The sequence below is a fragment of the Streptomyces sp. CA-243310 genome, from assembly GCF_050936775.1.
In the GTDB taxonomy this organism is placed as follows: domain Bacteria; phylum Actinomycetota; class Actinomycetes; order Streptomycetales; family Streptomycetaceae; genus Streptomyces.
The window spans coordinates 3907425-3932772 of record NZ_JBNJMF010000001.1; the positions used below are offsets into that span (position 1 = coordinate 3907425).

Sequence of the window (25348 nt, forward strand, 5' to 3'; positions counted from 1 at the left end):
GTGCGGCAGACGCGCGCCCCACAAGGCGCGTGCCCCATAAGGCGAGCGCCCCTCCGATAGGAGGGGCGCTCGGGTTGGAGTACAGGTACAGGCAGGTGGATCAGTTGCGCTGCACCAGGTGGTCGACCGAGAAAAGGAGATGGTCCTCGCCGTACTGGAAGCGGCTGCCGAGGATCTCGTACTGGGCGTACCGCTCCTCGGTGAGGGGCAGTTGCAGGACTTCCAGTGTCCGCAGGAACAGGCGGAACCCGAGGTCGGGGTCAACCCGGGTGACGACCTGTTCCAGCGCTTCCATCACCGCTGCACCCTCCAGGGGAAGGAAGGCAGGACTGATCTTCTTGCCCGCGGCGAGGGGTGCCATGTCCCGGATATCACGGAGGACCGTGTCACCCGTGTCGGTGTGGATGGCCGAGAGCGCCGGGAGGTAGGCGGGAGCGACCGCGGTCAGGTGCTCTTCGCACACGTCCACGACCTGCTCCAGCCACTCCCGGCCGCTGCCCCCGAACTCGTCGATGTTGTGGCCCCGGTCCGTCGCCGCCAGCCACAGCACGGTGACGGTGTCGTCGGACAGCCCGGAGTCGAGCATCCGGCGGGTGTCCTCCCACAGGATGGCCGCCTCGGAGCCCGGAGGCCGCTCGTAGCCGTCGTATGTCACGGCATGTGCGACGGTCGCGCGGGAAGTGCGGTGGTGCCACCCCGCCGTGAACAGCCTGGCGAGTCGGGAGAGGCCGAAATCCCCGGATACGCCCTCCCGGGTGGTGCCGACCTGCGGCCAGATGATGTTCAGGCCGTCGTGGACGGCGCCCGGGGGGAAGCCGAACTGCCCGCCAAGCGTCAACAAGCGCTGGTACTGCTCGTACGGGACGGGTACGGCCTGGGCCTTGAGTGCGCGGAGGAGCAGCCGCATGCCGAGGTCACCGTCGGCACCCGTCACCACCCGTTCCAGCGCATCGACCAGTTCCGGCAGCGCCGGCGACGCACCCGAAAGGGCCGGGGCCGCGGCACGGAGTTCCGCCACGACCGCCTGGCACAGTCCCACGTCCCGCACCGGTCGCACCGGTGGCGGCGTGTAGGAGCGCTTGTTCCGCCGCAGCCGTGCCGTGGACACCTCCGAGATCCGGCCCAGCCATTCACGGCAGGTCATGCCGTGGTCGGCCGGGTCGAAGGCATTGCCGGTGGAGGCCAGCCACACCGTTCGGAGGATTCGGTCCGGCAGCTCGGAAGCGAGCAGCCGGCGAGCGTCCTCACCCAGTTCGACGGCCTCCTCACCCTCGGATCCGTCGGCGATCTCATCCGCGCACCCCAGGGCGGCGGCCGGGCCGGCATCGGAGCCGGGAAGGCCGAGGCGTTCGGTCAGGGCGGTCAGGGCGGTCAGGCCGAAATCCGTTCCGTGGCCGAGCTGGAAGTACGCCGGACGTTGCTGGGTCATGGAGTTCCCGTCGGGAAGGCGGTCATGATGGCGAATCCACCGCGACCTTGACCGCTGTGGCCCGACACCTTCATCAGTTTCAGCGAGACGCTGTTACCGGCCGTGGTCACCGTGACGCCGTCCGGGTGGTACACCTTCCCCAGGGACGGATAGGCGTTCCACTTCCCCGTGATCTCCAGGACCACCTCACCGTCCCGCGCTCCGGCGACCTTCTGTTCGAACTTCTTCCACTTGACCTTGTCCAGGACCCTCTGGCCGCTCTTCACGGTGGTGAAGTAGTCCGCGACGACGCGATCGATGGCCTGCTGGGCGATTTCCTGGCTGGTGAACACCGAGTTCGGCATGCCCTTCCTCCTGGCCAGGGCGAACGCTTCGGCCGGAGTCGGGGCCACGTGCTCCGCGAGCGCGTGCATCTCGCCCGATTCCTTGTACTTCCTCAGACTCGGCAGGAGTTCGTCGGCGAGGTTGATGCAGTTGTGCACGAGCACGTCCGACGCCTGTGATCCTTCAGCGCGGACGTAGAAGGTGTGCAGACCGCCGACCGTGAGGTCGTGGACCTGCCGGGATGCCGCGTCGGTCTCGCCACCCACGCCCGCCACCATGAGCAGCTCGCCGTTGGGGCGCAGCAGTCGGTCTCCCGTGCGCAGTTCCGAGGCGAGGACCCATCCGCGCTTCTCGGCGAAGATCTTGTGTCCGGGTGTGGTCTCCAGGCTGCTGCCGTCGGAAAGACCGATGGTGACCAGGCCGTCGGCCGCGTGCTGGAAGGTGTCGGTGACCGGCTCGGAGCGGACCGTCCCGGTGGCCGGGTCGCCGGCCAGTACCGCGTCACCCACTCGAAGCGAGCTGATCGGGCGATGCGACCCGTCTGCCATGAGCACGCGGGTGGCGGCCGGGAAGCTGTTGGCCCTGCAGGAGGTCAGGGCCGCGTCGGCCATATTGGCCTCGTACTCGATGGCTGCCAGAGCCTGCGGATTGATCCTCAGCCCCTTCAGCCCCCGCAGGGCGTCGGCGATGCCGATTCCGGTACGCATGGCGGCGTCGAGAGCGGTGATGCCATCGGCGATGGGCCTGAGGATCTTCCCGGAGAACAGCAGGGCGACGTCCACGGCTGCCCAGGCGCATCCGCCCAGGCTTCCGCTCTCACCGCCGGGCCACATCTGACCGCACTTGATCCAGTGCCCGAAGAGGATGTCGATCGGGTCGACGTTCGACTGGTACTCGGCGATCGTGATGGTGTGCGTGAACTCCTGGGTCAGCTCGTCCGTCGGGTACTCGCCCAGATACACCGTCTCGTTCGCGGGACACGTGGCCTTCGACGGGTCCAGGACGTCCGCGGTGCACAGGTACAGATCGAGGTAGTCCTTGTAGCGGATCTTGACGGTCATCGTGCAGTCGCCCTTGTAGAAGAGGGCGTCGATCCAGCCTTCGCAGCCGGCCGTCTTCTTCAGGGTCTGAGGTTCGCCGATCTGCTCGGTGCGGTCCTTCAGGTAGAACAGGTTGCCGATGGACCCACCGGCCAGGTCGGGGACCGTTCCGGTGTTGATCTGCTTCGCCTTTTCGGCCTTCTCCGCCCTGTCAGCGGCTTCCTGGGCCTCCTTGGCGTACTTGTCCGCGTCCTTCGCGGCCTGTTCGGCCTCGGTCGCGGCGATGGCGGCTCGGTCGGCCGCCGCCCTGGCGCTCTTCGCGTCCTCTTCTGCACGGGCCGCAGCCGCGCGGGCCGCTGAGGCGTCGAGGGCCGCCTGGTCGGCGGAGTCCCGGGCCGCCTTGGCGTAGCCCTCGGAGCGTCCGGCCGCCTGGTCCGCGGCCACGGCGTCCGCCGCGGCCTGGCCGGCGAACTCGGTGCTGCGCGCCAGCGACGCGGCCGCCAGGGACGCCGACTTCGCTGCGTCGGCCGAGTAGCCGAGAGCCTCCTTGGCGTAGGTACGGGCGTCCGAGGCGTGCTTCGCGGCGGTCGCCGCGTGCTCGTACGCGGCCTTCGCGTCACCCGTGGCCTGGTCGGCGATGACCTTGGCCGCGGCGGCCTCCTCCTGCGCGTTCTTGGCGTGCGCGTCGGCGATGGCCTTCTGCTGTTCCGCGATGGTCTTCGACGCCTGCCCGGTCAACACGACCAGGCCCGCGGCCGAGTCGGTGGTGACGTACGGCGAACCGAGCTGGATCGCGTCGTTCGCGGGCTTGGCGACCTGCGCGGCCGCCTTGCCCGCGTCCACCGCGGCCTGGGCGGTCACGTAGGCGTAACCCGCCGCCTTGGCCGATGCGGCCCTGGCCTTGCCGGCCTCCACGTTCGCCAGGTCCGCCTGGGACTTGGCCGTCTTGGCCTGTGCCTCGGCCTCGTTGGCCTGTGAGACGGCCGCCCGCGCGGAAGACGCGGCGCGCTCGGAAGCGGCGATTGCTTCCGCGGTGGCGCTGGTCGCGGTCCTCACCGCGGCATCGGCCTTCAGCTTCTCGGCCTGGGCGGCGTCGGCGTCGGCGCGTGAGCGCTTGGCCGCCGATTCGGCGCGGGTGGCGGCCGCGTCGGCTTCGGAGGCGGCCTTCGTCGCCGCGTCGGCCTCGCCGCGCGCCCTGCCGGCCGCCGTCTCCGCGTCAGTGGCGTACTTGTCCGCCTGATCGGCGGCCGCGCGTGCGGCGACGGCCTCCGGGGCGGCATCGAGGGAGGCGGCGTAGGCGGCCTTGGCGTCCGCCTTGGCGCGCGCGGCGTCGGCCTTCTGCTCCGCTTCCCAGGCGTCGTCGCGCTTGGCCTTGGCGGTGTCGCGGGCCTTGAAGGCGCCGTTCCTGTGCTCGACCGCGGTCGCCTCGGCGGCTTCGGCCTTGGTCCTGGCGTTGCTTGCCTTCGTCGCCTCCGCTTCCGCGTTCTTCTTGTGCTGGGCGGCTTCGGTCTGCTTGAGGGCCGCGGTTTCCTTCTCCTTCTTCGCCGTGGCCTCCTCGGCCTCGGCCGCGAGCCGCTTGGCGTGGGCGTTGGCGGCAGCCGCCTTCGCGTCGGCCTCCGCCTTCAGCGCTTCGCCGAGCTTCGCCTTCGCGGTGTCCGCTTCCTTCTTGGCGTTGTCCCGGTGCGTCTTGGCGGCATCCGCGGCGGCCTTCGCCTGGAGCTCGGCCGTGTGCGCGGCCTCCCGGCGGAATTCCGCCTTCGACTGCGCGGCCTGGGCCAGCGCGCGCTGCGCGATGGTGTCGCTGTCCGCGCCGGAGGCACGCGTGGCGGCCTCGGCGGTCTCGCCGGCCTTCACCATCGCGTCGAGCGCGGCGGAGACGCCCTTGGTGACCTGGGCCTTCTGCAGACCCACCAGCATGCCGCGGCCGCGCGGCGCGCCGTTCTTGTCCGCGATGGCGTAGGCGGCCTGCACGGCTGCGTCGGAGGTGGTGGCGGCCGTCTTCGCGGCGGTGGCCTGCTGCTTGAGCAGGGCGAGCTGCTGCTTCGCCCCGGCCTGGGCGTCGGAGATGCCCTTCGCCGCCTGGTCGAAGTGCGCCTTGGGCTGGACCTCGCCGGTGTGGCCGGACGGCTTGATGTTGACCTGCTGCGGGCCGCCGCCGGTGCACGTGGCGAGCAGCGCGTCCTTGCCGAGGTCGTACGTCGGGAAGTTCAGGCACTTGCCCGAGCTGACGTTCTTCAATGGTGTGGTGGCGCGGGGGGCGTACGCCCAGGTCTGCCCCGGACCGCTGTTGCACACGGCGATCTGGATCTTCGTACCGTCCGTCTTGCCGTTCCCGGCCACGTCCAGGCACTTGGCGGACTTGACGTTGCGAAGGTGCAGACCGCGGTCGTCACCTTCCACCTGCCACCCCTGCGCGGTCGAGCCGTTGCAGGTGTAGACCTGGACCGGGGTGCCGTCGGCCGTCCCGGCGCTCTGGACGTCCAGGCACTTGCCCGCCGCCGCCTTGAGCTCGATGGTGGCCGAGGCGTTGCCGATCCAGCCGACGCCACCCGCGGACCAGTAGTCCTGCCAGCGGGTGAGGTGGTCGGCTACCCATGAGTGGCCCAGCATCTGACCGAGGGCCTCGGCTCCGGCGGCGAGCGCCTTGGTGGCGTCCTTGCCGGCGTTCACGACCTGGTTGCGCTGGGCGGCCTGGGAGCCGACCTCCTGCTGCCACTCGGTGGCGGCCGTCGCGGAGACATCGCCGAGGACCTTGTTCGGGTCGATCGGGTCGCGCCAGGCGCAGGTCGAGAAGCGGGTCTTCATGTCCTCGACCGCGACCCGGTACTCCGCCGTGTCCGGCGCGGGGCCGGTACGGGGGAAGCCACCGGAGGCGAGGAAGAGCCGGGCGTTGTCCGCGCCCGTGGGCTCGAAGGTGCCGTCCTTCAGCCACTCGAACCCGCCGTGCTCGGCGCGGTCACGGTCCCAGTCGGTGCTCGTCGCCGCGTCGGGGTCCTTGCCGTAGAGCGGGGTGCCCAGGTCGGAGACGGCCTTGACGGTCTTCTCGTCGGCCTTGGGAGTGGGGTCCTCGTAGAAGTCGCTCTCGTTCTTCCAGAACCGGTCCGCGATCCACGGGGTCAGGCCGGTCTGGGTGTGGAAGTCCACACCCTCACGGGTGCCGGGCGGCCACTGGAACCCCGTGAAGGTCATGCCGGCCGGATTCATCAGCCCGCTCAGGGGCTTCTTCCAGTTGTCCCGGCGGGCGTCGATGTCCGCCAGTTCCTTGTTGGCGGCAGCCCGATCCTTCGCGTAAGCCTGCGAGAGCGGCGTGTCCTGCCAGTGCTGGCGGTTCGCCAGCACGTGCAGCTTGTCCGCCGGCTGGTTGAGCCCGTCCTGGGCGGTGCCGGCCATGGCCGGACCGCCAAGCCGCAGGACATCGGCCATCAGGCACTGGTCCTGCCGCCACTGCTCGGCGGCCGTGTCCTCGAACCAGTCCTCGGAACTGCCGGCCGCGGCGGCGCGCAGTGCGTTGGCACGGTCGAGCAGCGCGGGCTGGACGGCCAGGCTGCTCAGGACGGCCAGGGTGAGTACGGATACGGCGGCCGGAGGCAGTAGTGAGGACCTTCTCGGTCTGTGGGAGAAAAGCCGCGGTCTTGTGCGCAAGAGACCATTCCTTCGTGGTGAACGAAGGCGGCTGGGGGTCCCGTCGGAGAAGGCGAGGCGGTGCAACCCGACTCGGCCACTGCCCCGATGCCTGGACAGCGGGAAGCCGCGCCGCGGACCTAGGCGGTGTGTCTGGTGATCCGATGTCGCGGCATGCCGAACCCACCCTTCCCCCGTGGGCGGCATTGTTCCCCCGGCCGCCGGTTGGTGTGCGCGGCATGGCTGACGGGTCGTGTCCGCCGGTCGCGCGGCGCTCACTATAGACACAGGTCGAGGCGCGGGAGCAAGAGAATCGGGGCCGCATTCCGAGGCGGCATCGAGGGCAAGTTCCTTTCGGATACCGGGATGTGGGGGCGGCGAGCTGCTCTACGGCCTCCACGTCCATCACAGCAGCCGGGCAGGAAGGTGATGCCATGCCTGCGGAGATGTCGGTGACCCGCCTGCGGCCTCCGGCGACGAGACTGCCGCACACGTCAGCGGGCCGTGGAGGAGTCAAGAGCGTCGGCGGCCGGTGAGGCGGCCGGTCGTCCTCGTGGTTGATGTCCTCATGCAGTGGCGCGCCATCCCGACCAGGTACGACAAGACCTCTCTGCCCGCGGATGGCGAGTCGGCCAACAGGCGCGGAGCGCGTCGGGCAGCGCCGGATCGTCGAGCGGACGATCGTCGAGCGGACGATCGAGGAGGTTCAGGCGGCTGTGAACACCGAGACCGCCCCTGCCGGTATGGAACCAGGCCCGGTCAAGTGAGGACGGCACCAGCAAGGCGTGCTTCTCCAACACCGGCCCGGGCGAAGACCTTTCGGTGGCGGGAGAGTTCGACACCAGGAACCGCCACACGGCGGGGGTGCTGGTCATCTCCAGGAACATCTGGACGAAGCGCAGTGACGGCAAGGACGAGTTGCCCTTGTACAGCCTGTCGAGGCGAGACCTGGAGAAGGTCATCCGACTCACCGCGTCCACCGGAACGGGTTGACCGCTCTCGGTCCGCGCCTCTTCCTGATCGGCGAGTCTCCGAAACCGATCCGCGATGTCGCGTCTGGTCAGGCCGGCCGGGCGAGGTGTTCGGCAGGCAGCCGTGAGGGCATCGGCGACGAGTGCGATGCGCAGATGGTCGGCGGTGCCCCAGCTCACGACATGGCAGGAGGCGATGTCGATGACGGTCGCCAGGTAGAGCCATCCCTCGTCGGTGGCCGGCACAGCTCAACTCTCTCGGCCTTGCACTCCGACGTGAACGAGCGCCGAGGACGCACCCTCCTCTTCCCCATGCTCTCCATGATGAACATCGTCCTTCCGATTCTTCCGAGGCCAAAGCCTCTGCTCTCCGATGTCCGCCACAGCGGATCGAGCTGGTCGTCCTGGTGCCCGAAGCCACGGACTCTGTCGGCCGGGCCGGCATCGCCGTCGCCCGTGTCCACAACGGCGAGCGAACAGAATGGATCTTCGACAAGAAGAGCCCTGCGGGTCCTGGGCGAGCGAACCGTCCTCCTCGAAGACAGCGCCTGGGCAAGGCAGGAACGCCGGTGACCTCGCTGCCCGTCGTCGCCCGAGGGGTCGCGGACCAGACCGGCCGACTTCCGAAAGTAGGGACCAGGGTTCGAGGTCAACTCATCGGGGCTGCATCAGGGCATTGGGGCCCCTTGCACCCTGTTACGCGGTAGCCATGACCCGGGTCACGGCCATCACCGTTGTCGAGCGTGGCGCTGCCGTACTTTCCATCGGCCACCCACTCGACCTTCAGAGAAAATCGGGCATCCCGCTTGCCTGGATTCATCCTGAGGGTCAGCTGCTGCGGATGACCAGCCGAGACAGTGAAGGGAAAGTCCGTGCGGTCGGGCTCGGCATTGCCGGCTGACGGTGCAACAGAAGGAACTTTCTGAGCAATGTCTACATCAAAAACGGGGCCATGTGTGGCACTTTCGCACTTCTCCGGAGAAGGGCCATCTCCGTCCTTCGGGAGAGTCTCGTCGGGCAGGACGGTGACCTTGATGCCAGTGACCACGATGGCCTGGTCGGTCTTCGCTTGCAGTACGAGGGGAAGCGTGGTGGGTGCGCAGAGGGTGGGGCCCGACGTGTACGCCGTCAGCCCGGGCGGACCCGAGATCTGGTCCCAGGCCCATCCCCACACACCTTGAAGTGCCCCGAACGCCATGGCTCCCAGCAGCGGCAGAACCACAAGCGTCGCCCAATGGGTCCGGTCCCGCAGCGGCGCCCATGGCTGTATCACCGGGGCCGCCTGGGGCAGCGGTTCCGGTCTCGCATCGCTGTCAGGTGGTGGCGTTTCCGCACTTGGATCCTCAGGCATATCGGCCTCTCTCGGAGCCTGATCTCCCATACGGCCCATCTTCTCAAGTCATAGGCGTTCAGGCGTGATTCGGCCGAAATCCACCGATGTGATGTCCTGATGCCAGACGGTCGGCCCTCGACCCCGTGATGGAGTCGCCGGGCCAGGCAGCCTGTCCCAGCCGGCCTGGCCCGCCTCATGCCCAACGGCGCCGCCCTTCTCGACGCCAACGGCAGGCCCCGGGACGTCCTTCACCGGCCAGGAAACCGCCAACCGCAGAATTCGTCTGACCGCCACCCCGGACGAAGGAGCCTTGACCCCGTGCGCTTCGCCCCGGCTCGGGGCACCCGGCGCTCAGTCCGTGTGACGGTTCTCGTGAGCCCTCGCCGTATTTCAGAGGGATGCCCGCGCTGTTCTGCCGGCGGCGGAACACCGGCCGGGCCGGGCTCGACGATCACTACGGTCCAGTCTCATGACGACGACGACCACGATGACGACGACGACGACGCGTACGGTCGAGTACCCGGCCGACGGTTTGACGATGGTCGGGCACCTCGCACTCCCTGCCGGTGTCGACCGCCGGCCCGCGGTGCTGCTCGGACCAGAGGGCATGGGACTCAGCGACGTCGAGCGCCGCCGGGCCGATGCTCTCGCCGAGCTGGGATATGTGGCGCTGGCCTTCGACCTTCACGGCGGGCGCTATGTGGGCGACCCCGAGGAGATGCTGGCCCGTTGCCTGCCGCTGCTCGCCGATCCCGACCGGATGCGAGGCATCGGCCATGCGGCGCTCGACGTGTTGCGCACGGAACCGCGGACCGACCCCGACCGGATCGCCGCCATCGGCTACGGCACCGGGGGCGCCGTCGCGCTGGAACTCGGGCGCGACGGCGTCAACCTGCGCGTGATCGGGACGGTCAACGCGACCACCACGGGCCGACCGGGCGAGGCGGCGCGCATCCGCTGCCCGGTGTGGGCCGGGGTCGGGTCGGAAGACCCCATCATGCCGCCCGCGCAACGGAACGCGTTCACCGCCGAGATGCAGGCCGCGGGCGTCGACTGGCGTCTCACCCTCTACGGCGGCGCCTTGCACGCCTTCCACCACCCGCCGGTCGACCACCCCACGGTCCCCGGCGTCGGCTACCACCCACGGCACGCGCAGCGAGCCTGGCGCGACGTCGTCGACCTGCTCGCCGAGTGTCTGCCCGTGACGGAGGATCCGGGGCATGACCCAGGTGAGCATGCCGGCGCCGGGCACTGACAGCACGGTGCGCATCGCGCATCGCGCAGTGACGCCGAAAGCGCCCTGACGGCCCGGTGGGGCCCGACCATTGAACGAGCGGGCGGTTCCGGTCCGACCACCTCCGGGCATGAAGCGCTCCGGCGGATTCCCTGCCGGGGGTCGCTCCGGTGGTCGTGGTCAGGGTTCGGCGATGAGCCCAGGTCTCGCGCCACGGCCGATTCGCCGCTTCTCCTTCGCCGGGGGAGCTGGAGCGGTTCTTCCGCCTCGTTGCGAAGGCGCTGGAGGCGGCGCGGTCGAAGCGGACGCCGGCGAATCGGCCGGGGTGGGTGGTGCAGTGGGGCTGCGTGCGGATACTCGGGGTATTCCCCGCCGAGCAGTTGGAGGTCGGTCCGGGGGAGTGCTGTCGGCCGAACCGGGACCGCAGGTGCTGCGGGTGCCCCGGTTGTGGCGACGTGCCGACCGGACGGCCGCGCGCCCGGGGGAGGAGGCCGGACGAGCCCTCGCCCCGGCAGGTCTCGGCGAGACTGCCGGGGCGAGTCGGACCACAGCGTTTCCCTGCGGTCGTGGGGTCGTGAGTCCTGTCCCCGACGACGGCACGACGGCACGACGGCGCAGAATGTCGCGGTCAGGAGGAGCCGGGGTCAGCGGACCTCGGTGACCCGGTGTTCCTTGCGCGCGCCACAATTGGAGTTGTACACCTGCACGTGCACGTTGCCGATGCCCCCGCCCCAGTCGACGCAGTGGCCCTTGCCGTACACGTAGGCCGGGCCCGCGTACGACGTGTACCGGCCGAAGTCCTCGCCCCGTTCCGAGGTCGCGTTGACTTCGATCCAGAGGGCCATGTCCACGGCCGCACCGGGGTTGTTGCGGATGGTCGCGACGCAGTTCTTGCCGTTCGAGGCGTTGTACGTGAGGTAGACGGTGCCCAGCGAGCCGATGGCGGCCGAGTTCACGGTCTTGTAGGCGCTTCCGCAGACCTTCTGCGGCGTGGTGTTGGGCGCGGCGGTGGCGGGCGCCGCCAGCGCGGTCGTGGCCCCCAGGGCCAGGGCGGCGAATGCGCTGGTGGTAAGGACGGAACGGGTGAACTTCATGTTTCCCCCTGGTCGTCATGGGAGTTGGTCGCTCCTGCATGGTGTGACATGAAGGACGGCCGAACGGTTCCGCATCGTCCGCAAAAGATGTGATTGCGCCGCCTGAATGGCACGTTCTCGACGCTCCCAGCCCCGTGCGCGGCCGGTTGCAGGCAGGTCCGGCAGCCGTCACACATCGCCGGTCACCGCCCCGGTCGGCAGCATTCAGTCCCACCCCGACCGGACTGACGCATGGGCGGGCGACGGCATCCTCCGCCCCACGGCCAGGTTGCGGGTTGAACGGTCAGAGAGCGGGGTCTTAGGTGATGCGGGCGTTGGGGCAAGAGCCGCGTACCGCAGCAGTGCTTCCCGCTCGCCTGATCGACGGTGAAGCGCCAGCGGTGCTCGGTGCCGACCCACTCAGACATCGTCAGCCGCCTTGAGCGAGCAGCAACCGTACGCGAGTGGGTGGAGAACGGATGGCTGCCGCTGCAGGTTCGTGAGCCTCGGGCAGCGTTGCAGTCTGCTGGACAGCCTGAGGAAACGACGCCGATCTGACCGCTCAGTCGTCCCCGCCGGTCCGTTCGTCGCACCGGGCGTGCCCGGGTATCCCCGCATTGGGCTAGCCTCACGCCATGTCACCGGCGAGGGAACTCATCCGCAACTACGAGCACGCCGAGATCCGCGCCTCGGTGCTCGCGCAGCTCGACCATGTACGGCAGGCGGTGCGGACGCTGACCCCCGAGGAGTTGTCAGCCCCCACCAGGCTTGGCGACTGGACCGTCCGCGATCTCGCCGTCCACATCGCGCTGGCCGTCGGTGCGATAGCCGGCGCGGCCACCCTCGCGGAGCCGTCCCAAACTGAGTTCGCCTTGCTGGACTGGCCGCTGCGCACCGTCGACTATGCCGAGGCGTTCGACCGGGCGACCCGAGAGGCCGTGGATGCCCTCGAAGGCGCCACGGGTACGGGCGGGACCACCGAGGCGCTCGGCGAGCTGTACGACAGGACGGCCAGGGCGCTGGCGGACACCCTTGACGCCAACACCGGCGACCGGCTGCTCGCCACCCGCTGCGGCGGGATGCGGCTCGACGACCACCTGGTCACACGGGCCGTGGAGTTGATCGTCCACACCGATGATCTGAACGCCGCGACCGGCCGTGGGATCACCCTGGAACGGCAGGCCCTGGCCGCCTGCGTACGGCTGCTCGCGGACGCCCTCGCGGAGAGGGCACCGGGTGGCTCGGTCGAGGTGCGGATCCCACCGTACGCGGTGGTGCGGTGCGTTGAGGGGCCCCGGCACACCCGGGGTACCCCGATCAATGTCGTCGAGACCGACCCGCTCACCTGGATCCGGCTGGCGACAGGGCGCACCGGATGGGACGAGGCGCTCGCCGCCACCCGGGTGAGAGCCAGCGGGGAACGCGCCGACCTTTCCGGGCTGCTGCCCCTTCTTGCCTGAGCAGGCCCTGCTGACAGTGACCTCAAGGGAGTCCTCGCGCCGGGGCGGTGCCGGCGAAGGCAACTGCCGGCACTCGAATTGGTTCTGGTGACGGCCGCGTTCGAGTACGGGATGGTGATGCACAGGGCGGAGACCTGGTGCGAGACGGCTGCTCATGGCGGCGGGACGGTGAACTGACGGTCACCGTCCCGCCCGGGTCTCTTCCCGGCCGGGGAGATCAGGAGTACCGAACCCCCGTTCTCCGTTCCGGTCCGGCGGGAGCGTAGGGCCGGCGAAGGGCCCTGGCACCCTGGCCGTGCCCTGTCGTATCAGGCCTGAGGGCCGCCTTCCAGGGAGCTGTCGGGGATCCAGGAGCCGTGGATGCCGGCGGTGACCCGTCGAGGCAGGTGGACGGTGGCGATCCGGTCGAGGCCCGAGGCGTCCAGGACCATCAGCTGCGAGGCGTCCTGCTTGAGGTCGGAGACGACCGTGAGCAGGTAGCCGTCGTCTTCTCTGGTGGCCCCTGCGGCGGGAACGAACACCGCTTCGCTGGGCAGGCGGGCGTCGCCGGCCTCGTGGATGCGGCGGGCGCCGGTGGTGCGGTCGTACTTGACGATGCCGTAGCCGCCGAAGCCGTTCTGGTCGGGGAAGGAGACGGCGTACTGGTAGCGGTTCTCGACGCCCAGGTATGCCTCGTTGAGGGTCGGGAACTCCACCGCGAGGTCGTCGATGATCTGCTCGTCCACGGTGCCCGCCGACAGATCGACCACCCAGCGCCGCGTGTAGGAGCGCGTGTTGGGCTCGGTACCTCGGCCGGGGGCGCCGACCCACCAGTTCCACGACAGTCGGAAGGCCTCGTGGTCCACGGTCGGACCCTCCAGGACGATACGCCCCTGGCCGTCCTCGTAGGCGTTGGAGACATGCAGCATGTTGCCCGGTTCGACGGAGAACCAGCGGATGTGCACGGTGCCGTTCTCGCCGCGCGGCATGACGCCGATGCGGGCGGGCTGCCGGTCGCTCCAGCTGTAGGGGATGCCGGAGTGTTCGGTGGGATCGAAGGTGACGTTGCCCTCCATGAAGACCACATGGCGGCGGGTGATGGCGAAGTCGTGCTTGAGCGCGGCAGTCGAGCCAGGGACCTCGGCACTGTGGATGATCTGGCCCTTGGCGTCGGCGACGTGGTACATCAGGTACGGCGGGAACGGCGAGGACCCGAAGAAGTGGAGCTCGCCCGTCACCGGGTCCTCCTTGGGGTGCGCGGTCATCGCGGTGCGCAGCTTGCCGTCGAAGTCGTAGGCGCCGACCGTCTCCAGGTCCCGATTCAGCTCGAAGGGGAGGTTCGCCTCGCACAGCGCGAGCAGTCGTCCGGCGTGCTCGATGACATGGGTGCCGGCGACACTGGCGGTCAGATCGGGTCCTTGTTCCGTCATGTAGGGGGCACCGTCGAGAGCCGGTGTCTTCACCCAGCGGTTTGCGGTACCACTCGGCTCGACCCTCACGGAGCCGGATGCCGTGGATCATGCCGCTGCCCTTGAACCAGTGGGTGGGGGTGACACCGGGCTTGGGGTTGTGGCCGTTGCGCAGCAGTCGGCCGGTGAGCTCGGGGGGCAGGTTGCCCTCGACGGTGAGTTCGGTGGCCGTGATCTCGTCGGGAACGGGGGTGTAGTGGCCGGTCAGGTAGGGCTTCGCGGTGGTCATCGGGATACCTCTGTCTGTGTGTGCTGTGTCTGTTGCGGGTGATGAAGGGGTCTGAAGTCAGGTCGTCTGTTCGGCGCGGGCCTTGAGGTGACCGAGCCAGTTCTCCAGAGAGTCGTGGAGGGCCTTGCCGAGGTCGTCGACCGCGGCTTCGACCGGGGCACCGCTCCAGGACTCCTCGGTGCGGACGACGACGTGGTCGGCGTCGTGCTCGAACGTCCATACGTGGATGCCCGTGATGCCTTGGGCGGGGCCGCCCCACACGATGCGCTCGCCGGGGACCAGTTCGTGCACCGTGGAGATGATGTCCAGGCCGTGGGTCCGCCAGCGGAAGGAGCAGCCGGGAGCCGGGGGACCGTCGAGCTCGGCATGTTCGATGTCCGGGTTCCAGGTGGGCCATGTCGCGATGCCGGTGTGCAGTTGCCACACGGTTTCGAGCGGCGCGTTGATCACGGTGCTCAGGCGGGCGATGACGGGGGCGTTCTCGTCAATGGTGACCATGGGGGTTGTTCCTGTCTTGAGGTGCTGACGTCCGTGTGGCGTGGGGCCGCCACCGGATGTGGGGAGACGTGGTTGGGTGAGTTCTGCAGAAGGGCTGAGGTACGCGGCGCGGAGACCGATCCCGAACCCGAACCCGGAGCCGACCCCGGACCCGGAGCCGTCCTCCTTACCCGGGCGGTCCGCCGGGTCAGGAGCAGCGCGAGTGCCGCGGTGGCGGCGAGGATCCCGCCCGAGACGCTGAACGCGGCCCGTCAACCGGCGGAGCGGGATTCGAGATGGGGTTGATGGGCTGCTGCGCGGGCGGTGACGGAGCCGGGTGCGCGGCGGCCGGGCCGCTTGCGTGCGTGGGGGTTCATGACGCACACCCTCGTGCGGGGCGCTGTCCACTTTCCAGGCCCGTTGGAGGCGGGGACTGTCCACTCCTGTCTGCGCCTGTCCACCCGCCGCGGGACGGACCTGCACGCCGGGCTACGCGTACGCGACGGGGCCGTGTGGTTCCCGCTGCCGGGCGGACCTCGCAGAACAGCTTCGTGACGCGCAGTCATTTCTTGGGTGTCTTTCAGGATGCTGGTCCCGAGTTCTTACCCGTGGCCTCGAGGGTCGGCTCGCAGACAGCCCCTGTCTTTTCGCTGCTCGCCGTGACCGTGCTTTCACCCACCTGACCGGTCCCCGGTAGGGGTGCTGAACGTGGACGCCATTGCCTCGCCGAAACGGCTGTCGTGGCGCATTGTGAGGGACGCGAGCCGCTCTGGCCGACGCGGTACCGGTACTCGGGCGGGGAGGGGCGCACGAGCCGCGCCGAATCATTCGGACTTGCTGCACAAGGCTCGGCTCTTCCCCAACCGAGCCCGCTGCTTCTGGCCCCGATCTCGGCGGACTTGGAGCCCGGCTCGTTGTCGGACGGGGTCTCTGGCCGTGCGTGCGAAAGTGCCACCCCCTCCTATGGACAGGGGTGTTGGCGGGCCATCGCCTGGGCTGCCGATCCAAGTCCGCATGACGTCCGGCCGCTCACGTGATGCGGCCGCCAGGATCTGAGATGGCTCGTGGCGCATGACGATCTTCGGCGTAGGGTCCCTTGCTCGCGCGTAACTCGCACATACGTTCGTGCGGTTCGATAAGAATGAGCAAGGTCCTTCGTGCTCTAACCAGAAGCTGGCTGGCGAGAGTGACCATTGGCGTGACGCTGTTGTCGCTGCTGCCGCCGGCCTCGCCACCACTGCTTTCGCCGAAAGCCAGTCCGCGCCCCGGCGATTGATGCTCCCCCGTCGGCCACCCCTGCGGCTGGACCCGAGCCCGCCAGACTTGCCGCCCCCGCCCATGGCCGCCCCAAGTCCGGGGCACAACCGTCGCCCGGCCCGCTGTTCGCGGCGATCGTCTACGTCCTGGTCAGCGGGTGCGCCTCGCGGGCCCTGCCGCCCTGTTTCGGGATAACGAAGGTCACAGAACAGCCGGCGCTGGACGGCGGGAAACAGGCCGCGGTCGCTGCCTCGTTGTGTGGAAAACGAGCTGATCCACTACAAGTTGAAGCCGTTCACAGGGACCGCCGCACCCCATCGGGGCCGCCCTCAGCCGGACCAGCCCCGTCGAGTTACGAGTCGGGCAGACGCCGCGAATGAGAGGCATCCCGCACCTGCGGAGGATGGGGGAGGGGTGGCCGAACTCCATGAGCGGTGTGCAACGCGTTGCTCAGTGAGTCAGGTTGGCGATGAAGGATTCGGCTGCCGACCACGGGGTCGGTTCGATGCCGAAGCCTCTGTGCGCGTCGGGTCCCTGAATGTGGACCAGTCTGCCGGACAGGTAAACGGCATCTCTGGCCCGGAACGCCCCGGTGTACGCACCGAGATCGCTGCGCAGGTGGGTGATCCGACGGGCGAACACGGCCGGCTCGTCGACGGTGGACTCGATGACCGTGTCAACCACGATGCCGTGGAGCGCCGGGGTGGCCAGGCCTTCGGAGTGGTCCGTGATCCTGGCGAGCACGGAGATCGCTCCCACTTCCTTGGCGACCACCCCTGCGAACGTCTAGGTCGTGTCCGATGGGTCGTGTGGCGCCGCTGCTGGGCACTCGTTCCGTGAGGCATGGGGCGGGGAGATCTTTCGGACGAAGAGTGGGCTCGGCTGGAGCCGCATTTGCCGGCGAATCGTGGTCGGGGTGGACGCTGGCAGTGTCATCGTCGTGTGATCAACGGGATTCTGTTCCGGCAGCGGACCGGCCTTCCTTGGCGTGACCTGCCTCCCTGCTTCTGTAGCTGGAAGACGGTTCACGACCGTCATAGAAGGTGGTCGGCGGACGGCAGGTGGGAGAGAATCCTGCGGGCCGTCCAGGCCGACGCGGATGCCGAGGGGCGAATCGACTGGAGCATGGTCAGCGTCGATTCCACGACCTGCCGCGCTCATCAGCACGCGGCCGGCGCCTCCACTCGCGCCCCGAAGATCACGGGTCGGCACAGGAGTCCGGTGCGCCATCGCTCCGATGAGGGAATGGGACGCTCGCGAGGCGGGCTCACAAGCAAGATCCACCTGACCGGAGAAGGTGGGCGCCGCCCGCTCGGGTTTCTCGTCACGCCCGGCCAGTGGGGGGACGCACCGCAGATGATTCCCGTCCTGGACGAGATCCGGGTGCCCCGACAAGCCGGTGGACGACCGCGGACCCGGCCCGACCACGTTGGGGGAGACAAGGCCTATTCGTCACGCCGTAACCGCCGTCACCTGCGCAGACGCCAGATCAAGCACACGATCCCCGAGCCGAGAGACCAGCGGGCCAATCGCCGGCGCCGCGGCAGTCAAGGCGGTCGACCCACAGGATTCGACAAGACGATCTACCGACGACGCAACGAAGTCGAGCGGACCATCAACCGGCTCAAGAACTTCCGAGCCGTCGCCGCGCGCTTCGACAAGCGGGCGTACGTCTTCCACGGAACGGTCACCGTGGCCGCGATCCGCCTATGGCTCCGTCCGGAGTGAAGCGCCCCGTGCAGAAGTCCTTGGCACCCGGGTAGTGGTGGCGAAGCTCGCTGAGTACGCGCTCGTCGACAGCCCTGACATCCCACAAGGAGCTGTCGAACTCTGTCAGAACGAGCACCAGCTCGCCCTCGGCGAACCCACGCGCTTCGGCGTCGATCAACTGGAGGAACGGGGTCGTCAACGACAGCAGTGTCAACGTGTCCATGCCTGCGTCGGCGGACTTCCGCTTCATCTCGACACAGCGAGGATCGACGACCTCGTCAAATTCGACGCGCCACGTGAGGTGCAGGCCGAAGCTGCCGAGACGAATCAGTAGCTCAGCCAGGGTCACGTAGTGCTTTCCGTACCAGGCAGGAAACGTAATCCCCTTCATCCCCGCCTCTGCTTCGGCGGTATCACGCGCCATGCGCCCCCTTCGTTCAGCGAACAGTAAGGCCAAGTCTGTCCCTGATCAGCTCACACGACCCGTCGGACACCCCCTAGGCGGGCCGCGTCGGCGGCGACGACGTTGCCGTACGCGCTGCACCAGGATCCGCCGGTCAACGTGCAGCCGGCCGCGACCGCGGGGCTCCTCGACGGCCTCGGCGAGGATGACCTCCTGCGGGTGTCGCAGCCGTCAGTGGCGTTCAGCCTGCGGTTCCCGCGTTCGTACAGGCCTCGCGTACAGCCCTCGCGCTGCTCGACGACGGGGAGCCGGTCCGCGCCGGTGTCCGCCAGCGTAGCTGATCCGGCATCAGACCTGGCAGATCAGCCGCCGAACCGTGGCCCTGTCGCCTGTCGCCTGTCGCCTGTCGCCTGTCGACGCCGACCTGCCGAGCAGTCGGTGGCCCGGTACAGCATCATCCGCTTCCTGTCGTCCGCGGCGAACGGCTCGGTGCAGCTCAGCACCTACTGGCAGTTCGTGACCGCCTCGGGGACGAGTCGGCGAACCGTGCGGCCCAGCAGCTCGGCAGTGCAGAGGGCGAACGTGCGCTCGCGTCAGTTCACGCTCTGGCTGGCCGGCTTCGGCGCTCGAGTCCGCCGTGAAGCCTGCCGCACTACACTCTGTACGTGGCTGAGACACGGGTGGGGGAGTGGCTGGTCGACGAGTCCGCTCCGTTGGGCAGCGGGCAGTCTGCACGAGTACTGGCAGCCCGGCGGATCCGCACAACACATGGAAGGCATCGTCGAGCAGCGGGCGGTAAAGATCTACCACGCCCGGGGCAGCGCCGACCAGCGACGACGTGCCCTGGAAGAGATCCGGGTCCAAGAGCAGTTGCTCGGATGCCCCCACGCAGTGGCATACGTGGACGCATTCGTCGCCGAGGACGGGCCGTACGCCGGCTGCCTGGTGCAAGTCATGGAGCTGGGGGACCGCTCGCTCGGCGACCACCTCGCCGCCGAAGGCCCGCTCCCTCCGGGCGAGGCGACCGCCGCCCTGGCCGGGGTCGCCTGGGCGCTGGAGGACGTGCATCGCCGTCACCTCGTCCACGCGGACGTGAAACCGGGCAACATCGTGCGCTGCCGGGGCCTGTGGAAGATCGCGGACTTTAACGTGACCGCGGCGCTGCGCGAGACCGCTGCCTGGGACTTGGGCGGGACGTACACGTACATGTCGCCGCGAAGGATGCGGTCGGTGCTGGCCGGGCGGCCCGAAGTGCGCCCCGTCGACGACCTTTGGGCACTCGGCATCGTCTTGGGCGAGTGCCTGCTCGGTGAACTACCCATGCGTATCAACCACGTCTCGGAAGAAGAATCACTGCGCCTGGCCGACGCGGTGCTCGCCGCGCTCCCAGGGGCCGGCACAGACTCCCGCACGGTCGACCTCGTACAGCAGTTGCTGGCGTCCGACCCGGCACGCCGGCCCGCCGCAGGCGCGGTCGCGCACAGGCTGCGCGAACTGGCGACAGCGGCCACGCTTGCCCCCACGCGGCCGCTCCCGCGAGCGGTGTTCACGGTCGCCTCGTACGGGGACCCGCATCTTGAGGTCTTCGCCGCCGACACGCGGGGGACGCAGCACGGCTGGGCCATCAGCGCCTGGGACGGCTGGTACCCGATGGACGCAGCCGGCCCAGGGCCCGTGCGCGCACTGGCCGCCGGTTCCCCGGAGACCTACCGGCAGCATCTGTGGCTCCTCGATCACGAGGGGAGGCTGTGGCGGCGGGCGCTGGCCGTTGACCGAGAGACCTTCGAGCCGACTGAGGCCTGGTCGCCCTGGTCAGACGTTCCGCTGCCCGGTGGAGCGACACTGACCGACATCGCCTCGGCCGGCGCGCCGTGGACCGCGCACCGGCTTTACGCCGTCGACGAGGACGGCGCCGCCCGATACACCGACCGACGGGACGGCGGGGATTGGTCGGACTGGTCACCGGTCCCCGGCGCTCCAGCCGATCTGGGTGGCGCTGCGGCCCGGGGTGTCCTGCGGTGCGCTGGCCGCCCTCGATCGCGCGGGCACCGTGTGGCACAGCCCGGGTCTCGGCGCCGCACGCTGGCGTCGCCCCTTGGGCGAGGACCAACCGCCGGTTCGCTCCATCGTGCCGCTCCCCGACGAGGCCTTGGTCGTTCTCACGGAGGACAACCGCTGCGTGCTCCACCCCGGCGGTCTGGTCTCCGGCCTCTTTCCCGAACCGCCACCCGGTCACTACACGGCGCTCGGAGGCAGTTCGCGCTGGAACGGCCACGTCGAACTCGTCTTGGGTGAGGATGATGGACGGCTCGTGCACACCTGGGCCGAGCGCGACGCCACCGGGCGCTGGCGATGGGACACCCGCTGGTGGGACCTCCGGAGACCAGCACCCGCCTAAGGGCTCGCAGAGAATCAGGTATTGCTTCCGATGGTTCTGTTCGTTGGTGTGGTCTGTGCACATATCTGATGAGGTCGTGACCAACTCAGCCCAAGGTTATTGGTGTTGTTCATCTGGACGCGCGGCAGCGTCGTCTGCTGATGGGGGCCGAAACCCGAATCCTGGGGCACGGCGGGACCCGGGCGGTCGCCGGAGCTGCGCAGGTCAGCGGGATCACAGACCGCAAGGGCGTGAGCGCGAGCTGCCCGACAGCTCGTTAGTTTCCAGCAGGCCGGAGTCGACCTCGGCACCTTCCTGTCACAGATGGGCCGCATGACCGCCGCAGTCCACCAGTCCGTCGTGGCCAACACGGCCCGGACGAAGGCGGAGGGCACCGACCGGCGGGCCGACCTCTTCAAGGCGACGATGCCCGGGGGCATGATGCACGACGCGCGACCGGCCCGCGCCGGCGACCGTCGCCCCCGCTCTTGGACCCACCCGCCGCTGCTCCGGGCACTCTGGACGGGAACAGCGTGGAGATCCGGTGGGCCACTTCGAGTGCGACCGTCTCATGGCCCCGTATGTCGATCGTGGTTACGCTCTCGTCCCTCATGTCTCAGGGACCGATCAGCACGGGGACGAGTTGCGCGACGTCGCCAGTTCCACCCCATCGAGTGCGATGCGGGAGATCTGCTGCGGCGCGTTGGTCTGCCTCGTCCTCGCCGCCGCCCTCATCTGGGCAAGCCGGTGACCACCACAGAACCTAGATCCGTTCCAGCGGGCGGTGAGGGGGTGGAGGGGCTCGACCTTGATGGAATCGTCGGGACAAACGGTCCCTCCACGGCGGACCACAGCCATGAAGCCACACTTGGACGTGAAACTCGCCGGACAAGGGGTCCATGGCGAAGACCTCACCGAGCAGCCCCTTTCGGAAGTCGTTGTTCTTCGAGCACGGGTTGCGCAGTCCGGTCACCTCAAGCACCGCCTGCTCCCCGAGATGGAGCAGAGCGCCGGTGGGCAGGCCCAACAGGTCCACCCCGCGCGTGGTGATGTTCTCGCCGAGCCGGCCCGCGAGAGACTCTGAAGCCCTTGAGCGCGAGTTCGTCGAAGAGTTCCTCGTGCATCAGGTGGACCTGACGCAGGTTGGGCAGGTTCGGCTCGTAGGTCATGCGGAACCGGTGGCGGATCGTCTCACCTGCGTGAACGTCTCCTTCCACTCCGAGCCCCGCGAGCAGCCTGATGGAATCGCGGTTGGGCTTGCTGAACGAGTACCCCTTGTAGCGGCTCACTGCGGTCACCTGACCAGGCATCACGCCCTCCACCTGTCGTCGCTCTGCGGCCGGTCGATCATAGAGGCGGTGCAGGCAGCCTCGTGGCGACGAAGCGGAAGACCCGGATGCCCCCACCACGGGGTTCCGGCGGTCTCGCGCGCGATGGAACACCACCGCGGGCACCGTCCGGTGCCCGCGAACTCGCGGTGACCCGCGAGGCGTAGGGGCAGCGCCCGTCGGGGCCGGCCTGCTCGTCACCGAGTTGGCGTGCGGCGGTGATGCGGCGGTGGGCGGTGCGGGTGCTGATTCCGTCGCGGGCGGCGATGTGGGCCGCGTTCGGCAAGGTAATTGGGGTCTGTGAGTTCGGCGGCGAGTTCGCGGACGGCGGTTTCGCGAGGGGTGTTGCGCTGGTCGCCGGCCGCCCGTCGGGTGTCGATTTTCGTGGCGGGGCCACCAGCGGCGACCGTAGAGCTCGATGCCGGACGTCAGATCCCTCCGGCTGAGGCCGTGAGATTTGGCGGCGGCAGGGGCCAGGAGTAGGTCAGAATCTGGTCTATATAGCCTTTAGCCTGCGGTCTATGCAGAAATACGAGGACGGCGTCGAGATTCTTGTCCCCGCCAGCCCGGCCGAGTTGGAGGCATGGCTCGACGAGCATCACGGGGAGCGGACCGCGGCTCTGGGTGAAGATCGCCAAAAAGCATACCGGCATCCCGTCGCTCACCTGGGAAGAGATGGTCGACACGGTGCTCTGCTTCGGCTGGATCGACGGTCTGCGGCACGGCTTCGACGACACGTACTTCCTGCAGCGCACGACGCCCCGCCGCCCTCGATCTCCCTGGTCGCAGGTGAACGTCGACAAGGCCGAGGCCCTGATCGCCGAGGGATGGATGCGCCCCGCGGCCTCGCCCAGGTCGAGGCTGCGCGGGCGGACGGTCGCTGGGCGACGGCATACGCGTCGCAGAAGAACGCCACCGCACCGCCGGATCTCCTCGAGGCGCTCGACGCGAACCCGACGGCGCGGGCGTTCTACGAGACGCTCGGCAAGTCCAACCAGTTCGCCCTGTGTCTCAGCCTGGTCACCGCCCGCACCGAGAAGACCCGGCTGGCCCGCCTGGAGCGGATGGTGGCGACAATGGCGAGGTCCGAGCGGCCATCATGATCAACCAGACTGGGGGTCTAGGTCGTGTCTTCAAAAGATCTTGAGTGGTGGATCATGGTTGGGTGATACGTCGCCATGAACTGTCTGATGAGGAGTGGGAGTTCGTCCGGCCGCTGCTGCCTGAGTCCTTGCTCGGGCGGAAGCGGTTGGACGACCGGACCGTGCTGAACGGGATCGTGTGGAAGTTCCGGACGGGCACGGCCTGGCGGGATGTGCCTGAGCGGTATGGCCCGTGGGCCACGCTGCATACCCGGTTTCGCCGGTGGGCTCTGGACGGCACCTTCGAGCGGATGCTCCGGGCCGCGCAGGCCCGGGCGGATGCGGCCGGCGACATCGACTGGCTGGTGTCGGTCGACTCGACCGTCGTGCGAGCCCACCAGCATGCCGCCGGGGCCCGAAAAGGGGGCTCCGCAGTCCCGGCCTCGGACGCTCCCGAGGTGGTCTGACCAGCAAGATTCACCTGGCCTGCGATGCCTACGGTCGTCCGCTCGCCTCCGTGGTCACGGGCGGCAACATCAACGACTGCACCCAGTTCACCACCGTGATGGAGGCGATCCGGGTGCCCCGCATCGGCCCGGGCCGCCCCCGAGTGCGGCCCGTCCACGTGCTGGGGCGACAAGGGCTACAGCTCCCGGGCCATCCGCACCTGGCTGCGGCGCCGCGGCATCGGCCACACGATTCCCGAGCGAGCCGACCAGGTCCGCAACCGGCTCCGGCGCGGCAGCCGGGGCGGGCGCCCGCCGACGTTCGACAAACAGCTCTACAAGCGGCGCAACGTCGTAGAACGGTGCTTCAACCGCCTCAAGCAGTGGCGCGGCATCGCGACCCGCTACGACAAGACCGCCGAGTCCTACCAGGCAGCCGTCACCCTCGCCTCGCTCCTGATGTGGGCGTGACATTTTGAAGACAACTCCTAGCGGGCCCGACTCTCGGCAGAAAGGCGCTCGGCGGAAAACGCACGCGCGCGGCGTTCTCGGCAACGACATCCTGGCCGAGCTGATGGTCGGGGCGGACTGGCCGCAGTCTGCCCGCCGGCTCGGCGTACTTCAGCAGGCGGGAGTCGAGCAGGTCGTCGTGATGGCGTCGTCGGCGGTAACGGGTTCGACCTGTTTGGTCAGGCGGCCACTGTGAGCGCGGCTTGCCCGACAGCGGCCTCGGCTTCGGCCACGGTCCGCACAAGTGCATCGGTGCCGAACTCTCCCGCGCCGAGATGAGCGTGGCGTACGAGTTGCTGTTCCGCCTCATCCCCGACCTCAGGCTGTTGCTGCCCCTCGAGCGACTCCCCTTCAGCACCGAACTCACCTCTACAGCCTCGACGAACTGCTGGTCACGTGGTGACCCCGTACGCCCCGCGCCTCGATTTCCCGGACGTCCCCGACTTCGCGGATCTCCCGGACCTCTTCGCCTTCTTCGACGACGGCTTCCCGGCCTACGAGTAGATCCCGCGATACCTGGTAGTGACGCTGCGCTCCGAGACCTGCCTGCAGGGCGAGACCGGTGCGGAGCACCGTGAATGGGTTTCCTGCCGGGGATCCGCTCACCGACGGTGGCTGGAGGGACCGCGGCGGCCAGGAGGACGGGAAGGGCTGCAAGGACGGGCAGGACCGGGAGGACGGCGCCGGGGAGGACGTGACCGGCGCCCGCCGGCACGACGTCCTGCACGTGGCGGCACGCCGTCTGCCTGGGCTGGCCCCCCGTCCTGCGCTCCCTGGCCGGCCTGAAGCGGCGCTCGGACCCCGGCCCTGTGCCTCCGGGAGGACGGCGCTCGGGCGGTGCTCGCTGAGGAGGCGGTGTTCCGGCACGCCCGAACGGCCGGCCGGGAGCTGGACGTACGGGTGGCCCCGGACCTGCCCGCCCTGGTCCGGCGAGAGACCTCCGGGCTCGAAGTGGCGGCGCGTTCCGGCGCGGAATGGACGCACGCCGTCCGCACCCGGGTTGCCTGCCTGCGCGCGGTGTGGGCGCACGACTGGGGAGTTCTTACTGGGCGACCTCGCCACATGATCACTGCGCTTTCGTCCGCCTGCCCCGCGCCCACGACCGCCGGCATCACCGGGCGGTGACGTGGTGGGTGCTCAGTCGGTCGAGGACACCCTGTCGTTGAAGGTGTTTCACGCCGAAGTACGAGCCGTCGGCGTTGTAGATGTGCACCCTGCTCAGGTTGGCGATCCGCTCGCCCGGGTTCACCTGAATGTACTTACCGCTGTACCAGGAGTCCTGGTACAGCCTGACGCTGCCGGCCGAATTGTTGATCACCGACGACGTCATGTCGTTGAAGCGATCGTCCTTCAGGTCGTGGTGGGGGAGGCCGAGGTGGGCGACGACCAACATTGACCCGTTGTAGTCGTAGTCCTTGTAGAGACAGACCTGGACGGGCCGCAGTCCGAAGCCGCCGCGTTCGCCGGGCTGACCGAGAGCACCGCACCACCGAGGACGAGAAACCGCTGCTGTAGCGGAGGAAAGCACACGTGATCGCATGAGTGACCTTTCGAAGTCCATTTGTGCAGCAGCGGGTGTGAGTGGAGTCGTGCCGT

15 protein-coding genes and 6 pseudogenes are annotated in these 25348 nt (G+C 69.0%); 9 read left to right on the top strand and 12 right to left on the bottom strand.

What is annotated here, in order from left to right; all coding sequences use genetic code 11:
- Nucleotides 1-100 precede the first annotated feature (100 nt).
- The 4 genes and pseudogenes from ACQEVM_RS17390 to ACQEVM_RS17405 form a co-directional block, all read right to left on the bottom strand.
- Nucleotides 101-1429 (bottom strand): hypothetical protein, encoded by a 1329-nt coding sequence (locus tag ACQEVM_RS17390; RefSeq protein WP_433079688.1) that lies wholly within the window; start codon nucleotides 1427-1429, stop codon nucleotides 101-103.
- Entirely contained in the window at nucleotides 1426-6216 is a 4791-nt protein-coding gene (locus tag ACQEVM_RS17395; protein WP_433080069.1) for an RICIN domain-containing protein, read from the bottom strand. The genes ACQEVM_RS17390 and ACQEVM_RS17395 overlap by 4 nt, the downstream gene beginning before the upstream one ends.
- Before the next feature lie 1286 nt (nucleotides 6217-7502).
- Nucleotides 7503-7622: pseudogene (locus tag ACQEVM_RS17400) on the bottom strand (IS3-like element ISGmo1 family transposase); the annotation flags it as partial.
- Nucleotides 7623-8034: 412 nt separating this feature from the next.
- A complete protein-coding gene (locus ACQEVM_RS17405) occupies nucleotides 8035-8433 on the bottom strand; it encodes a hypothetical protein (protein WP_433079690.1) in 399 nt (132 codons plus the stop codon).
- Nucleotides 8434-9205: 772 nt separating this feature from the next.
- On the opposite strand from ACQEVM_RS17405, the gene ACQEVM_RS17410 reads away from it, so the two are divergent.
- Nucleotides 9206-9973, top strand: coding sequence for a dienelactone hydrolase family protein (locus tag ACQEVM_RS17410; protein WP_433080071.1), 768 nt, complete (start codon nucleotides 9206-9208; stop codon nucleotides 9971-9973).
- Nucleotides 9974-10161: 188 nt separating this feature from the next.
- A pseudogene (locus tag ACQEVM_RS17415) lies at nucleotides 10162-10530 on the top strand (DUF4158 domain-containing protein); the annotation flags it as partial.
- 66 nt (nucleotides 10531-10596) lie between these two features.
- Here the strand turns inward: ACQEVM_RS17415 and ACQEVM_RS17420 are convergent.
- Complete coding sequence (locus ACQEVM_RS17420) at nucleotides 10597-11046, bottom strand: spore-associated protein (RefSeq protein WP_433079692.1); 450 nt, start codon at nucleotides 11044-11046, stop codon at nucleotides 10597-10599.
- 614 nt (nucleotides 11047-11660) lie between these two features.
- Between ACQEVM_RS17420 and ACQEVM_RS17425 the strand changes: the two genes are divergently transcribed.
- On the top strand, nucleotides 11661-12485 hold the full coding sequence (locus ACQEVM_RS17425) for a sterol carrier family protein (RefSeq protein ID WP_433079694.1): 825 nt from the start codon (nucleotides 11661-11663) through the stop codon (nucleotides 12483-12485).
- 308 nt (nucleotides 12486-12793) lie between these two features.
- Here ACQEVM_RS17425 and ACQEVM_RS17430 read toward each other — a convergent pair whose 3' ends face one another.
- The 3 genes and pseudogenes from ACQEVM_RS17430 to ACQEVM_RS17440 all read right to left on the bottom strand — a co-directional run bounded on the left by ACQEVM_RS17430 (nucleotide 12794) and on the right by ACQEVM_RS17440 (nucleotide 14660).
- Nucleotides 12794-13894 carry a carotenoid oxygenase family protein gene (locus ACQEVM_RS17430; RefSeq protein WP_433079696.1) on the bottom strand — a complete coding sequence of 367 codons (1101 nt, stop codon included), beginning with the start codon at nucleotides 13892-13894 and terminating at the stop codon, nucleotides 12794-12796.
- Between the two features lie 109 nt (nucleotides 13895-14003).
- Nucleotides 14004-14162, bottom strand: a pseudogene (locus ACQEVM_RS17435) (carotenoid oxygenase family protein); the annotation flags it as partial.
- 57 nt (nucleotides 14163-14219) lie between these two features.
- The gene (locus ACQEVM_RS17440) at nucleotides 14220-14660 is read right to left on the bottom strand and encodes an SRPBCC family protein (protein ID WP_433079698.1); all 441 of its coding nucleotides are present in this window, start codon (nucleotides 14658-14660) and stop codon (nucleotides 14220-14222) included.
- A gap of 1250 nt (nucleotides 14661-15910) precedes the next feature.
- On the opposite strand from ACQEVM_RS17440, the pseudogene ACQEVM_RS17445 reads away from it, so the two are divergent.
- Nucleotides 15911-16102: pseudogene (locus ACQEVM_RS17445) on the top strand (hypothetical protein); the annotation flags it as partial.
- A gap of 244 nt (nucleotides 16103-16346) precedes the next feature.
- Here ACQEVM_RS17445 and ACQEVM_RS17450 read toward each other — a convergent pair.
- Complete coding sequence (locus ACQEVM_RS17450; RefSeq protein ID WP_433079700.1) at nucleotides 16347-16670, bottom strand: hypothetical protein; 324 nt, start codon at nucleotides 16668-16670, stop codon at nucleotides 16347-16349.
- A gap of 69 nt (nucleotides 16671-16739) precedes the next feature.
- On the opposite strand from ACQEVM_RS17450, the gene ACQEVM_RS17455 reads away from it, so the two are divergent.
- The gene (locus ACQEVM_RS17455) at nucleotides 16740-17624 is read left to right on the top strand and encodes an IS5 family transposase (RefSeq protein WP_433079702.1); all 885 of its coding nucleotides are present in this window, start codon (nucleotides 16740-16742) and stop codon (nucleotides 17622-17624) included.
- Here the strand turns inward: ACQEVM_RS17455 and ACQEVM_RS17460 are convergent.
- Nucleotides 17584-18030: a hypothetical protein gene (locus ACQEVM_RS17460; RefSeq protein ID WP_433079704.1), complete on the bottom strand. Its 447-nt coding sequence runs from the start codon at nucleotides 18028-18030 to the stop codon at nucleotides 17584-17586. The genes ACQEVM_RS17455 and ACQEVM_RS17460 overlap by 41 nt on opposite strands.
- 747 nt (nucleotides 18031-18777) lie before the next feature.
- Between ACQEVM_RS17460 and ACQEVM_RS17465 the strand changes: the two genes are divergently transcribed.
- Nucleotides 18778-20304 carry a protein kinase domain-containing protein gene (locus ACQEVM_RS17465; RefSeq protein ID WP_433079706.1) on the top strand — a complete coding sequence of 509 codons (1527 nt, stop codon included), beginning with the start codon at nucleotides 18778-18780 and terminating at the stop codon, nucleotides 20302-20304.
- An 845-nt stretch (nucleotides 20305-21149) separates the two neighbouring features.
- Here the strand turns inward: ACQEVM_RS17465 and ACQEVM_RS17470 are convergent.
- A pseudogene (locus tag ACQEVM_RS17470) lies at nucleotides 21150-21696 on the bottom strand (MOSC domain-containing protein).
- Between the two features lie 845 nt (nucleotides 21697-22541).
- On the opposite strand from ACQEVM_RS17470, the gene ACQEVM_RS17475 reads away from it, so the two are divergent.
- The 3 genes and pseudogenes from ACQEVM_RS17475 (at nucleotide 22542) to ACQEVM_RS17485 (ending at nucleotide 24877) form a co-directional block, all read left to right on the top strand.
- Entirely contained in the window at nucleotides 22542-22817 is a 276-nt protein-coding gene (locus tag ACQEVM_RS17475) for a YdeI/OmpD-associated family protein (RefSeq protein WP_433079708.1), read from the top strand.
- Nucleotides 22818-22882: 65 nt separating this feature from the next.
- A pseudogene (locus ACQEVM_RS17480) lies at nucleotides 22883-23713 on the top strand (IS5 family transposase).
- Between the two features lie 876 nt (nucleotides 23714-24589).
- Nucleotides 24590-24877, top strand: coding sequence for a hypothetical protein (locus ACQEVM_RS17485; protein ID WP_433079710.1), 288 nt, complete (start codon nucleotides 24590-24592; stop codon nucleotides 24875-24877).
- Here ACQEVM_RS17485 and ACQEVM_RS17490 read toward each other — a convergent pair.
- On the bottom strand, nucleotides 24864-25313 hold the full coding sequence (locus tag ACQEVM_RS17490) for a peptidase inhibitor family I36 protein (RefSeq protein WP_433079712.1): 450 nt from the start codon (nucleotides 25311-25313) through the stop codon (nucleotides 24864-24866). The genes ACQEVM_RS17485 and ACQEVM_RS17490 overlap by 14 nt on opposite strands.
- Nucleotides 25314-25348 lie beyond the last annotated feature (35 nt).